The sequence below is a fragment of the Pseudomonas sp. PF05 genome (genome assembly GCF_056521845.1).
In genome coordinates, this window is the sequence record NZ_JBWLPW010000001.1 from 996,607 (window position 1) to 1,008,209 (window position 11,603).

The 11,603-nt window shown below is 59.0% G+C and carries 13 protein-coding genes; 7 read left to right on the forward strand and 6 right to left on the reverse strand.

All coding sequences use genetic code 11. The features are described from left to right. Positions 1-58 precede the first annotated feature (58 nt). The 6 genes from flhC to fliE all read right to left on the reverse strand — a co-directional run bounded on the left by flhC (position 59) and on the right by fliE (position 4,008). Positions 59-625 (reverse strand): flagellar transcriptional regulator FlhC, encoded by a 567-nt coding sequence (gene flhC, locus AC09SL_RS04425; protein WP_058546291.1) that lies wholly within the window; start codon positions 623-625, stop codon positions 59-61. A gap of 3 nt (positions 626-628) precedes the next feature. Next, on the reverse strand, positions 629-964 hold the full coding sequence (gene flhD / locus AC09SL_RS04430; protein ID WP_058546290.1) for a flagellar transcriptional regulator FlhD: 336 nt from the start codon (positions 962-964) through the stop codon (positions 629-631). A gap of 328 nt (positions 965-1,292) precedes the next feature. Further along, positions 1,293-1,664 carry a flagellar protein FliT gene (locus AC09SL_RS04435; RefSeq protein WP_058546289.1) on the reverse strand — a complete coding sequence of 124 codons (372 nt, stop codon included), beginning with the start codon at positions 1,662-1,664 and terminating at the stop codon, positions 1,293-1,295. Positions 1,665-1,666: 2 nt separating this feature from the next. Then, a complete protein-coding gene (gene fliS / locus AC09SL_RS04440; RefSeq protein WP_058546288.1) occupies positions 1,667-2,068 on the reverse strand; it encodes a flagellar export chaperone FliS in 402 nt (133 codons plus the stop codon). A gap of 24 nt (positions 2,069-2,092) precedes the next feature. Then, positions 2,093-3,502 (reverse strand): flagellar filament capping protein FliD, encoded by a 1,410-nt coding sequence (gene fliD, locus AC09SL_RS04445; RefSeq protein WP_058546287.1) that lies wholly within the window; start codon positions 3,500-3,502, stop codon positions 2,093-2,095. Positions 3,503-3,687: 185 nt separating this feature from the next. Then, positions 3,688-4,008, reverse strand: a complete 321-nt coding sequence (fliE, locus tag AC09SL_RS04450; protein ID WP_058546286.1) for a flagellar hook-basal body complex protein FliE — start codon at positions 4,006-4,008, stop codon at positions 3,688-3,690. A 258-nt stretch (positions 4,009-4,266) separates the two neighbouring features. Between fliE and fliF the strand changes: the two genes are divergently transcribed. From fliF to fliL, 7 genes are all read left to right on the forward strand, one after another. Then, positions 4,267-5,997 (forward strand): flagellar basal-body MS-ring/collar protein FliF, encoded by a 1,731-nt coding sequence (gene fliF, locus AC09SL_RS04455; protein WP_058546285.1) that lies wholly within the window; start codon positions 4,267-4,269, stop codon positions 5,995-5,997. Next, positions 5,990-6,988, forward strand: a complete 999-nt coding sequence (gene fliG / locus AC09SL_RS04460; RefSeq protein ID WP_058546284.1) for a flagellar motor switch protein FliG — start codon at positions 5,990-5,992, stop codon at positions 6,986-6,988. The genes fliF and fliG overlap by 8 nt, the downstream gene beginning before the upstream one ends. After that, entirely contained in the window at positions 6,981-7,703 is a 723-nt protein-coding gene (locus AC09SL_RS04465) for a flagellar assembly protein FliH (RefSeq protein WP_058546283.1), read from the forward strand. The genes fliG and AC09SL_RS04465 overlap by 8 nt, the downstream gene beginning before the upstream one ends. Before the next feature lie 11 nt (positions 7,704-7,714). Then, entirely contained in the window at positions 7,715-9,091 is a 1,377-nt protein-coding gene (gene fliI, locus AC09SL_RS04470; RefSeq protein WP_175360227.1) for a flagellar protein export ATPase FliI, read from the forward strand. Between the two features lie 20 nt (positions 9,092-9,111). After that, positions 9,112-9,585 (forward strand): flagellar export protein FliJ, encoded by a 474-nt coding sequence (gene fliJ, locus AC09SL_RS04475; RefSeq protein ID WP_064106795.1) that lies wholly within the window; start codon positions 9,112-9,114, stop codon positions 9,583-9,585. A gap of 8 nt (positions 9,586-9,593) precedes the next feature. Beyond that, positions 9,594-11,006, forward strand: coding sequence for a flagellar hook-length control protein FliK (locus tag AC09SL_RS04480; RefSeq protein WP_081264399.1), 1,413 nt, complete (start codon positions 9,594-9,596; stop codon positions 11,004-11,006). A 122-nt stretch (positions 11,007-11,128) separates the two neighbouring features. Then, on the forward strand, positions 11,129-11,602 hold the full coding sequence (gene fliL / locus AC09SL_RS04485; protein ID WP_058546280.1) for a flagellar basal body-associated protein FliL: 474 nt from the start codon (positions 11,129-11,131) through the stop codon (positions 11,600-11,602). The last annotated feature ends 1 nt before the right edge of the window (position 11,603 follow it).

Consider the following 11,603-nt stretch of genomic DNA (forward strand, 5'->3'; position numbering starts at 1 on the left):
ACCCATCTGGATTTACCTGCTCCTTTCAATCGCGGTTTTTTTGGCGAGGCTTTTTGTTTTACACCTTGCGTACCGGAGGCAGGCGATCGAGCAACTGGGCTTCGATGTCCCGGCGTTTCAAGGTTTTTCCTGCGCGTGACGGCGGCTGGCAGATCCCGCAGACGTAGTTCTGTACCGGTGCGTGAGAGTGCGCAACGAACTCGCCTGAACAGCATGAGCAGCGGATCAGCTCGAGCATGTCGCTTTCAAAAAAACGTACGAGCGTCCAGGCGCGTGTCAGGCCGAGCACCAGCTCACCCTCCTGGTCGCCGACCTGCTCCAGGTAGAGGCGATAGGCTTTGACGAACGCATCGATCCGGTATCCGCCAATTTCGATCATGCTTCGGTACATGCCGTAGAACAGCGATGAGTGGATATTCGGTAGCCATGTGACGAACCAGTCGGTGGAGAAGGGCAGCATGCCCTTGGGCGGAGAGGCTCCTCGAACCTCTTTGTACAGCCGGATGAGGCGTCCACGGCTAAGCGACGTCTCGGTTTCCAGCACCTGCAGGCGTGCGCCCAGTTCAATCAGTTCGATTGCCAGCTGCACTTGCTGCATTTCGGTGACCAGGCTTTTTTCTGACATGGATCAGCCTTCCCCGAACCGTATATCCCCTGAGCGATCGGCGGCTGCCATCAGCAAGGCTGAATGAATTTCCACCATGCCCAGTTCGCGAGCGTTGCCCAGGACTTTGGATAGTCGGTCTGTCTCTTCGAAAACGGGGCGGCAAATCAGTTGGTTGACCCGGGCTAGCTGAGTCATCTGCTTGCTGCTCAGTTTGGTCAGTAGATCCGCCATTTTTTCGCTGAGTTTCAGGCGGAAAATGGCCACCTCTCGGTCTTTGCGCAACAGGTTTTGGGCCAGTAGCAAATATGAAAGATTCAGATCCTGGATATCTTCAAGCTCTGTATTGGTATTTGGCAATTTCTACCCCTCCCCATGGATACTACAGTTTGGCCACACTTCGACGGTGTGACCTCCGGCAGATAAATGTCAAAAACGACAATGACTAAGATGCACTGCGTTGCCGCGAGGGCAAAAAAGTGTTGTGTGTTGTTTTCTTTTGGTTATCCACGTGTTTGACCTTGCCCAAAGGTCATGGAAACCATTTTATTTTTTCTAAAGTATCAGCTTGAATGCACGATAACAGATCGGGGCAGACTATTTGTTGTCTGTTTACACGATTTTTTTCGTACGCCCCGGATAGTTCCATAGCAATGTGTCGTGACTTGATGTGGCTTGTACGCGCTTCTTATTTTTTATGGTACAAATAGTGGCTTATTGGTATTACGCTGTTCGACGGGACTCGATACGCAGTGTTCAAGTCACTCTTTCGACGATTGATTTGCATGAGTTGACCCAAGTCATTTTGACGCGCGTGCAGAAAGGAACTGACTTGTCCATCCAGCTCCATTATTTGCCTCATGAGCTCAAATTTGCGCTGCTGGCCGGCATCGTCAAGTTTGGCTTGAGCTTCGGCGCGGCGTAAGTAGGCCGCGTCGATCAGGCCCTGGGACTTTAACGTGAAGATGCCATCCCAGTCGGCCCTTTCTGCACATTCGAGAATGCGTCGGGATTGTTCGAGCAGTTGTTCATAAGCGGCGATCAATTGTGTCTGTATCATGTCTACCGCTCTTCCTCGATTTGCGAACCGATGGCTAGCCAGGCGGCGGCGACATTGTTCAGCAAGTCGGCGGCCGTGGTGAGGGCTGTCTCGTCATTCTCGAGGTTTGCTCGAAGCAGGACACGAATGACGTAGTCATAGAGTTGATCAAGTTGCACGGCAATATCGCCGCCTTGCTCAAGGTCCAGTGACGCGCGCAGCCCCTGGCTGACAATATTGATTGCCTTGGTAATGGCAATGCCCTTTTCGGCTATGTGGCCAGCCTGCAGGTGCAGGCGTGCGATGCGAATCGACGTCTGGTAGCTGTCGAACAGCATCACAATTCTTTGGTGGGGGGAGGCCGCCAAAATGCCGCTTTCCACGCCCACCTTGGCGTAAGCATTAGCGTCTCGAATGGAACTCATCTAATTTGCTCCGCAGTAGTGTCATCAATCATCGCTATTAAGTGCGTCAAATTGGGTGGTCAGGTAGTCGGAAGTCGAGTTCAGTTCCGATATCAAGGTGTCGAGCTGGGTGAACTCTTCTGTCCAGCGAGCCATTTCCGAGTCGATGAGTGCTTGTTTCTCTTCATAGCGCTCTTCAAGTTGCTCAAGTTTGGATTCCAGGCTGTCGGTCTTGGCGACAATCAAACCGTTATCTTCATCCAGGTAGTTGTCCAGGTCGCTCGACAATTGGGTAATGAATCCTGTGCTGTCATCGGTGCCGATAAAAAATTGGGAAACAGCTTCCATGTCATCTTCCAGCGCACTTGTCAGTGCATCTTCATCAATCAGCAGGGTACCGTCGACTTCCAGGGAAATACCCAGTTGTGACAGGTAGCTGTAAGTCCCGCTGCCAATCGCGCTGTACAGATCGCTGCTCAGTTCACTGCTGATTCGCCGGGTGGTCGAGTCTCCCAGCAGCTCGCCGGCCGTATCCGTATCCGCGTCATAGGAGGTCAACTCGTCCACTGTTGTGACGTAATCGTTATAGGCATCGACGAAGGCGGTAATGGCATCGAGGATCGCATCGGTATCCTGAGCAATCGTCAGGGTTTGAGAGCTACCGGTGGCGGACAGGCTCAGGGTGACCCCTTGCAAGGCATCTTCGACGGTGTTGCTTTGGCTGCTGATGGCGATGCCGTTGATCGTGAGTTCGGCGTCCAGCGCTTCGACCGTTTCGGTCATGTTGCCCGTGGTGCCGTCGTAGCCGAACAGGCTCGATGCTTGATCGGTGCTGTCCGTGCCCGTGTAGGTCACGGTCATTTCAGATTCGGTTCCGGTGCTGTCTGACGTCAGCACCAGGCGATAGGGGGTGTCGCTGCCGTCATTGACGATGGAGGCGGTGACGCCGGCATCGGCCGCGTTGATTGCATCGCGAATGCCTTGCAGGGTGTTGTTGCTGCTGTCGAGGGTGATCGAGACCGCCTCTTGCGTCCCGACTTGCAGGGTCAGCGTGCCGGTGCCCAGGGCCGTGGTCGTGTCTGCGATGCCGGCAGTGGTGAGGCTTTGGGCCTGGGCCAGTTGTGTCACTTCCAGCGAATAGGTACCGGCCTCGGCTTCGCTGGTGGTTGCGGCCGTCACTCCGCTGCCCGACAGCGTAGTGGTCAAGGACTCGTAAAGGCTCTCATCGGCCAGGGCTTCGACCGCCGTTTGCAAGGTGCTCAGGGCACTGGTCAGTGTCCCATAGGCGGATATTTCGGCGGTCACCGATTCTTCCTGGGCGGTGATCGGGTCCAGCAGGCTAGTCTCTTTCGACTCTTCCAGGCTTTCCAGGATGCTGTCCAGATCCAGTCCGGAGCCGACGCCCAGGGAGGTGATGGTTGCGGTGGAGCTGCTGGTGGAGGTGGTCGTCGCCATAGGTGTCTGTCCTGGTTTGTGCCTGACCTTGCTCGTTTGGGCAAGACGTTGTGTTCGCCCTCAAGGAGGGCGCTTGAACGCAACATCGGCAATCGGTAAACCCATCTTTAGGGCTCGCTCACCTTTTCAACCGTTTCATCAATAAGGGTGTCGGGCGGCGTGCCGCGACCCTGCCTAACAGCCTTTCAGACCTGCATGCTCATCACGTCCTTATAAGCCGTGAGCAATCGGTTACGCACTTGCACACCCATCTGGAAGGCAATGCTGGCTTTCTGCGAGTCGGCCATCACATCACTGAGCGACACCGCAGCACTGCCCGCCTGGAAGGCGTTGGATTGGCTGGTAGCGGTTTGCTGAAGTTGATTGATGCGCTGTAGCGATGCCTGAAGTTCTCCGGCGAACCCACTGCTCGACACGCTGGTGAGGTTACGGGGGCTTGCCCCTTCGGCCTGCTCGGCAAGGCTCGTCAGTTGTTGCAAGGCATTGGTAAGGGCGGACGAATTCATGACGCAAGACCCGTATGTAGCGATTAGGCCAGCAGATTACCAAGCCCGCAGGCCCGTACATTCGTTCAAATGACGACAAAAGCGATGGCTTTTCCGGCCTTTAGCTTTCGGCATTTTCGCCAGAATGAAGCTCTGCCAGCCGTCCCGATTCCTGCGACGCCCATGGGTGTTGCCGCAGCGGGAGGCTGTTCGACTACTACTGCTACCGGACTCTGCAATGTCTTTCGTACCAGCCCTATCCTCGCTATCGAGGTGCTCATGAGTACCGCAGTTCTGGCCAAGGGCGCGCCTAAGAACATTCCGGTCAGTGTTCCAGCCAAGCCGTTGGCGGCGTTGTCGAGCCTGTTTCGCAGTCAGCCGTTACTGCCCCTGTTGTTGGCGGGCGCGGCGGTCATTGCAACCATCGTGGCGTTGTTGCTGTGGGCGCGAGAGCCGGAGTATCGCGTGCTTTTTTCCAGCCTCAGCGAAGCGGACGGCGGGCAAATCATCGGTGAACTGGACAAGCGCGGGATTGCGTATCGTTTGGGCGAAGGGGGCAACACCATCATGGTGCCCAGCGACAAGATGAACGCATTGCGCCTGCAATTGGCCGAACAAGGCTTGCCCAAGGGCGGCAGCATCGGTTTCGAATTGTTGGACAGGCAGGCGTTCGGTGTCAGCCAGTTTGCCGAGCATCTGAATTATCAGCGCGGCCTGGAAGGTGAACTGTCACGGACCATCGAGTCTCTGGGGCCGGTGGCGAAGGCGCGTGTTCATCTGGTCATGGCCAAGCAGTCGGTCTTTGTTCGCGATCGAGAGGCGGCGCGGGCGTCTGTGGTGCTGACCTTGCAGCCCGGCCGCGAGTTGGGGCCGAGCCAGACCAGTGCCATTGTGCATCTGGTTACCTCCAGTGTGCCGGAACTGAACGTGGATGCTGTCACCGTGGTGGACCAGAATGGTCGCCTGTTGTCCCAGACGCACAGCGACAACAGCGGCCTTGATGGGTCGCAACTCAGCTATGTGCGTGAAGTAGAGCGTTCCTACCAGCGCCGTATCGAGGACATCCTCACCCCCTTGCTGGGCAATCAGAATGTTCACGCCCAAGTGGTCGCCCAGATCGACTTTTCCAGCCGCGAAAGCACCGCTGAACGTTACGCGCCCAATCAGGACCCCAACGAGGCGGCAGTGCGCAGTAAACAGACCTCTGAGCATGTGTTGGAAGAGGATGGCGCGGGGCGAGGTGTTCCTGGCGCGCTGACCAACACACCACCCAATACCCCGGCACCGACTCGCGCCACGGCACCTGCACCTGCGCCCGGCACCGCGCCGGCCGCGGCCGCTGGCACTGCAAACGCAGCCGAGACGCAGGGCGGCAAGTCGCTGCAAAGCGAGCGCATGATCAACTACGAAGTCGACCGTAACGTCGAGCACGTCAAATCGGGCCAGGGCAACATTCAGCGCCTGACGACGGCGGTGGTGGTCAACTACCGCACGGTGCTCAAGGACGGTACGCCAACGCCGGAGCCGTTGAGCAAGGAAGAGCTGGAGAACATCAACAACCTGGTGCGCCAGGCCATGGGCTTCACGGAAAGTCGGGGCGATGCCTTGCAAGTGATCAACAGCCCATTTGTCGAGACCGATACGGCGGTGACCGAGCCGGCATGGTGGAAAACCCCCGAGGCCTACAACCTGTTGATGAGCGCTTTGCGCTACTTGCTGGTCGGTTTTGCCGCGTTGACCCTGTGGTGGCTGGTGCTCAGGCCGATGCAGCGGCGCAATGCCGAGATGAACCGGCGCGTCCCAGGGGCCCTGGCTGAGCCGGGGGCCGCCCTCGTGCCAACCACCATGGGCACCGGTCTCATGGTCGCCAATCAGAACCATGCGCCGCAAACCCTGCCGCGCAAATCGGCCGTGTACGAGCAGAACATGCAGAGCTTGCAGCAGATCGCTGCCGAAGACCCAAGACTGGTCGCCATGATCGTGCGCGGGTGGATGAAAAAAAATGACTAACAAGATGAGCGGGTCTCGCCGCAGTGCAATTTTGCTGTTGTCGCTCGATGCCGACAGCGCCGCCGAAGTGTTCAAGTTCCTGCCGAGCTCGGACGTCGAAGCCATCAGTATGGAAATGGCACGTCTGAGCCAGGTGTCCCATGATGAAATGCGTCAGGTCCTGGAAGAGTTCATGGACGAGACCGATCAATATGCGGCCATCAACATCCAGACCAGCGACCATATTCGCGCGGTATTGACCAAGGCCCTGGGCAGTGAGCGTGCGGCCAGCCTGATCGACGATATCCTGGAGAGCACCAACACCGGTTCCGGCATCGACAAGCTGAACCTGATGGAAGCCTCGATGGTTGCCGAGATGATTCGTGACGAGCATCCACAGATTATCGCGACCATCCTCGTGCATCTGGAGCGCCCTCAGGCATCCGATATTCTCCAACTGCTGCCCGACCGCCTGCGCAACGACATTATTTTGCGGATCGCGACCTTCAGCGGTGTGCAACCGGTAGCGTTGCAGGAACTGACGGAAGTGCTGGGCGTCATGCTCGATGGGCAAAGCCTCAAGCGCAGCAAAATGGGCGGGGTAAGAACGGCGGCGGAAATCCTCAACCTGATGAGTTCCTCGCACGAAGAACTGGCCATCGAAACCGTACGCCTGCACAACGAAGACCTGGCCCAGAAGATCCTCGACGAGATGTTCCTGTTCGAGAACCTCATCGAGGTGGACGATCGCGGCATCCAGTTGTTGCTTCAGCAGGTCGAGAACAACTCGTTGGCGGTTGCTCTCAAAGGCGCGCCGCCGGCCTTGCTCGAACGCTTCCTCAACAATATGTCGCAACGTGCCGCGCAATTGTTCCGTGAAGACATGGAGGCACGCGGGCCGATCCGCATGTCCCAGATCGAGGCCGAGCAGAAGGCCATTCTGCAGGTGGTCCGACGCTTGTCCGACAGCGGCGAAATCGTGACTGCGCGCGGGAATGACGCTTATGTCTGAGTACCCGCACGCGCCGGACAACGAGCGTTGGCAAACCTGGCAAATGGACCCGCTGGGCAGCAATGAGGTGCCTGCCCCGGATCCGGAGATGAGTCATCGGGAGTTGCGGCGCAAGCAAGCTTTTCAGCACAGGCTGGAAATGCAGGCGCTACGCGAGAAAACCGTCAGCGAGGCGCAGCAGATCGGGCATGCCCAAGGGATGGAGCAAGGGTATGCGCAGGGGCTGAGCGAAGGTCGCCAGGCCGCTGCGCTGGAGTTGCAACAACAGGTGCTACAGACGTTGCAGCCGTTGCTTGAGCTGTGCCAGAACTTTGATCAGGCGCTCAAGCAGATGGATGCGCATATTGCTCGCCAGTTGACCCGGATTGCCCTTGATGCCGCGCAACAACTGGCCGGGGAGGCCCTGACCGCGCAGCCGGAGCAGGTCATCGCCATTGTGCAGAGGATGCTCCATAGCGACCCCGAGCTGACCGGAAAACCGCGCCTGTGGTTGAACCCGGATGACTTGCTATTGGTTCACAGCAGCCTTGGCGAACAGATTGCCGCTGCCGGGTGGGCCTTGCACGCCGATACGGCGATTTTGCCCGGCGGTTGCCGAGTAGTCAGCGCCAGCGGTGAGTTGGATGCCACGCGCCAGTCACGCCTGGGGATGTTGAGTCGCAGTACTGAGCGGGCACTCGACAATGCGGTGGCGATCCTCGGCGAGCAGCCATGACCCACGGCAACCTGCATATCGAACGCTGGAGTGGCGTCCTGGATACTTTTGAAGGGGCGCCATTGCGTGTCGCCGATTACCTGCGCAGCGGACGGATTGTCCGCGCCACCGGCATGGTGCTTGAGGCGGTGGGGCTGCGCCTGCCCTTGGGGGGCGCCTGTCTCATTGAGTTGGCCGCGCAAAGTCAGGCCTGCCTGCAATCGGTTTATGCCGAGGCGCAAGTGGTCGGTTTTGCCGGTGAAATCCTGTACCTGATGCCCTTGGAGGAAATCCAGGGGTTGCAACCGGGCGCGCGGGTGCTTGCGTCGCTGGATTGTCTGGAGGGCGAGGCGGGAGCACGCCATTTTCCGCTGGGCATGTCGCTGCTCGGGCGGGTGCTGGACAGCAGTGGACAGCCGCTGGATGGCCGGGGGCCGCTGCTGGGCGCCCATTACGCCAGTCTGCACACGCAGCCGCTCAACCCACTCAAGCGTGCCCCGATCGACCGTCAGATCGATGTCGGTATTCGTGCCATCAATGCCTTGCTGTGTGTCGGTCGCGGCCAGCGCCTGGGCCTGTTCGCCGGATCCGGCGTCGGCAAATCGGTATTGCTTGGCATGATGGCGCGCTACACCCAGGCCGATGTCATCGTGGTCGGTCTGATCGGCGAGCGGGGCAGGGAAGTCCAGGACTTCATCGATAACATCCTGGGCGAAGACGGGTTGCGCCGTTCCGTGGTCGTCGCCGCGCCGGCCGACACGTCGCCGCTGCAACGGTTGCAGGGGGCGGTGTATGCGACGCGCCTGGCCGAGGATTTTCGCGACCAGGGCAAGGATGTCCTGTTGATCATGGATTCGTTGACCCGCTATGCCATGGCCCAGCGTGAAATCGCCCTGGCCGTGGGTGAGCCTCCGGCGACCAAGGGCTATCCACCCTCGGTGTTCGCCAAATTGCCGAAACTCGTTGAGCGCACTGGCAATGGCCCTCTGGGAGGGGGATCAATCACCGCGTTTTATACGGTGCTCAGCGAGGGCGACGATCAGCAGGATCCGATTGCCGACGCGGCACGGGCGATTCTGGATGGGCACATCGTTCTGTCTCGTCACCTGGCCGAATGCGGGCATTACCCGGCCATCGATATCGAAGCGTCGATCAGCCGGGCGATGACAGCCATCGCCAGTGAGTCGCAGCAGCGCAAGGCACAACAGCTCAAGCAAATGCTCTCACGCTACCAGCGCAATCGCGACTTGATCAGCGTCGGCGCCTATGCGCCAGGGCACGATGCCCAGCTCGATCGCGCCGTTGGCATGTATCCGCACATCGAGCGATTCCTGCAACAACGCATCAATGACCGTGCAAGCCTGGAAGAGACCGTATCCGGGCTCAACCTCTTGTTCCCTGGTAAATGATCCTTCCTGGCGAGTAATCAATGATGGTTAATCAGTCCCTCGACCTGCTTATCGAACTGTCCGCCAAGGCGCGGGATGTGGCGGCGCGTGCATTGGCGCAGAGTCGCCAGGCCGAGCAGCAGGTGATCAATCAGTTGCGCACACTGGATGAGTATCAGCAGGAGTACCGGCAGAACTTGCAACGCGAACTGCTCAAGGAGGGCATGAGCCCCTCGGCCCTGACGAATTACCGTGGCTTTCTGCATTCGCTGGAAGAGGCCGTCGATCGGGCACAAAAGAGCCTGGAGCGTCACCGAAAACAGGTGGCCCAGCATCAACTGACCTGGATGGCGCAGTGGCACAAGGTCAATGCCTTTGAAGCATTGGTCAGTCGTCGGGCGCAGCAGGAACGGCTGCTGGCCGGGCGTGTCGAGCAACGGCAAACCGATGAGATGGCCAGCCAGATGCATCAGCGTCTCGACCGTTTCCTGACCTCCATCGACAACCGTTTCTAGAGGACACCATGGATATCATCGCTTCGTTCGCCTCATCGTCGGCGGCCTTGCCTCAAGCTGATGCATCAAGCTCGCCCCAGGGCAGGGCTGCCGAGTCATTTGCATCGGTACTGAGCCAGCTGGGCGAGGCTGCGGCGAGCAATGATCCGACCGGGTCGACGGTTTCGACCGATGACAGCAGGGCTCTGGCGGGAACGACGGTGCCGGCCACCGAGCCCCCTGCGCCGACTCCCACGTCTTCGACGATCAACCAGGCGTTGGCGCCCGCGAGCCATGACGCTGCTGCGGTCCAAGAGACTGAGCTGTCAACGATGTTGCCGGGTGCGGTGGCGCAGGAGGCCGTTCTCGAGCCCGTCCAGCAACCGGAACCGACGCGCTTGCCGTCTCCTGCTGTTCAACCGGGCCAGCAAGTGGCGGCCGCCCGGGCAGAGCAGGACGCCCTACCCACGGACGACGATCCCGATCTGGATATCTACGCCACGGCAGGAGACCTGGGTGAAAACGTTGAACAGGATGCCATGGACGGTACGGATGCCCATGACAGCAAGCTGGAGGATATTCGTCAGCGCATGGATCTGATTCAAAGTGCCGGCCAGCTTGATCCGGCTTTGTTGGTCGTGGCGCCCATGGGGCCTCAACCGGTCGTGGCACTCGCTGTCGCCAGCCAGGAAGTTGTGTCGGCGGACCCCGACACGTTGGTCAGCCCCAACACAAACCTGCCGACGTCGAATCCTGTGCTTGAGAACAGCGAGTCAGAGGCCCCTGTGGATACGTCCGTGCGGATGGAGGTGCAGGGGGCTGTGCCGGCATTGGGCGGTGCGGTTGCCGATGCGCTGCAAGACGTACGAAAGCAGAGCGATAATATGCCGGTCTCCGGTCAGGTCGAAGGCACTGTCAGTGGCGATGTACCAGGCGCTTTCAACTTGGTATTGCCGGCCTTGAACAGTGTCGGCTTGAGCAGTGCCGACAAAGTCGTGGCCAATGGCCTGACGCTCTCTGCCGCCATTGGCACAACCGACTGGCAGGACGGCTTGGGGCAACAGGTGATCGACATGATCACGCGCGGCGAGCAACAGGTCGACCTGAAGTTGAACCCGGCCGGGCTTGGTCCGCTGTCCATTAGTCTCAACCTCAGTGATGGCAACACTCAAGCGCAGTTCCAGTCGGCGCATGCCTCGGTGCGTACCGCGGTAGAGCAGGCATTGCCGCAGCTGCGAGAAGCCCTGGCTTCCCAAGGCATTTCATTGGGCCAGGCTTCGGTCAGCGATGAGTCCTCGCGTCAGGCGTCAGGCGATCAGGCTCGGCACGACGCCCAAGGCAGCCGCAGTGGCGTGAACAGTCTCGCCTTGGCGCCGAGCGAAGATGACGCGGCGGTACAAAGCATCGTTGTGCGCAGTTCGGGCGTCGACTTGTACGTCTGAATAGCAAATCAAAACAGCAAGATACCGCCGTTACCCTGGTCTTATTGCCCCATGGGGAGACCGGGTGGTTGGTCATACTTGAGCCCTGCCCACCGTTCTCCTTCTTTCCAGGGTTCCAACCGATGACCACCACCCGCAAAACCCCCTGGCTCTTGATTCTGTTGCTGGCGATGGTCGCCGCTGCAGCCAGCTCCGGCGGCATGTATGTCTTTATGAGCCACAACAGGACCGCTGTCGACGAGACGGCGAAAGTTGCAGCCGTGGAGAACAAGCCCCAGGCGCCGCGGCTGGTCACGATTGCGCCGATGACGGTCAATCTTCAGAACGAGCGCAATGAGCAAAGCCTGCTGTATGTGGGGTTCGTGCTAGAGGTGGGAAATGAAGCGACGCAGGTATTCCTGCAGCAGTACATGCCGCAGATTCGCAGCCAGCTTTTGACACTGTTGAGTGGGCAGGACAGTACGCAACTGGCCAATCCGCAGGGCAAGGAGCGCCTCGTTGCCAACATACTCGAAATGCTCAAGCACTCCTCGACGGCACAGCCGTCGGAGCTCTCGGTGCTCAATGTTCTGTACACCGACTTTATTGTGCAGTGAC

What these genes read in the sequence shown, in the direction of transcription:
- flhC (WP_058546291.1), bottom strand. Translation starts at nt 625, where the DNA reads ATGTCAGAAAAAAGCCTGGTCACCGAAATGCAGCAAGTGCAGCTGGCA.
- AC09SL_RS04435 (WP_058546289.1), bottom strand. Translation starts at nt 1,664, where the DNA reads ATGATACAGACACAATTGATCGCCGCTTATGAACAACTGCTCGAACAA.
- fliS (WP_058546288.1), bottom strand. Translation starts at nt 2,068, where the DNA reads ATGAGTTCCATTCGAGACGCTAATGCTTACGCCAAGGTGGGCGTGGAA.
- fliD (WP_058546287.1), bottom strand. Translation starts at nt 3,502, where the DNA reads ATGGCGACGACCACCTCCACCAGCAGCTCCACCGCAACCATCACCTCC.
- fliE (WP_058546286.1), bottom strand. Translation starts at nt 4,008, where the DNA reads ATGAATTCGTCCGCCCTTACCAATGCCTTGCAACAACTGACGAGCCTT.
- fliF (WP_058546285.1), top strand. Translation starts at nt 4,267, where the DNA reads ATGAGTACCGCAGTTCTGGCCAAGGGCGCGCCTAAGAACATTCCGGTC.
- fliG (WP_058546284.1), top strand. Translation starts at nt 5,990, where the DNA reads ATGACTAACAAGATGAGCGGGTCTCGCCGCAGTGCAATTTTGCTGTTG.
- AC09SL_RS04465 (WP_058546283.1), top strand. Translation starts at nt 6,981, where the DNA reads ATGTCTGAGTACCCGCACGCGCCGGACAACGAGCGTTGGCAAACCTGG.
- fliJ (WP_064106795.1), top strand. Translation starts at nt 9,112, where the DNA reads ATGATGGTTAATCAGTCCCTCGACCTGCTTATCGAACTGTCCGCCAAG.
- AC09SL_RS04480 (WP_081264399.1), top strand. Translation starts at nt 9,594, where the DNA reads ATGGATATCATCGCTTCGTTCGCCTCATCGTCGGCGGCCTTGCCTCAA.
- fliL (WP_058546280.1), top strand. Translation starts at nt 11,129, where the DNA reads ATGACCACCACCCGCAAAACCCCCTGGCTCTTGATTCTGTTGCTGGCG.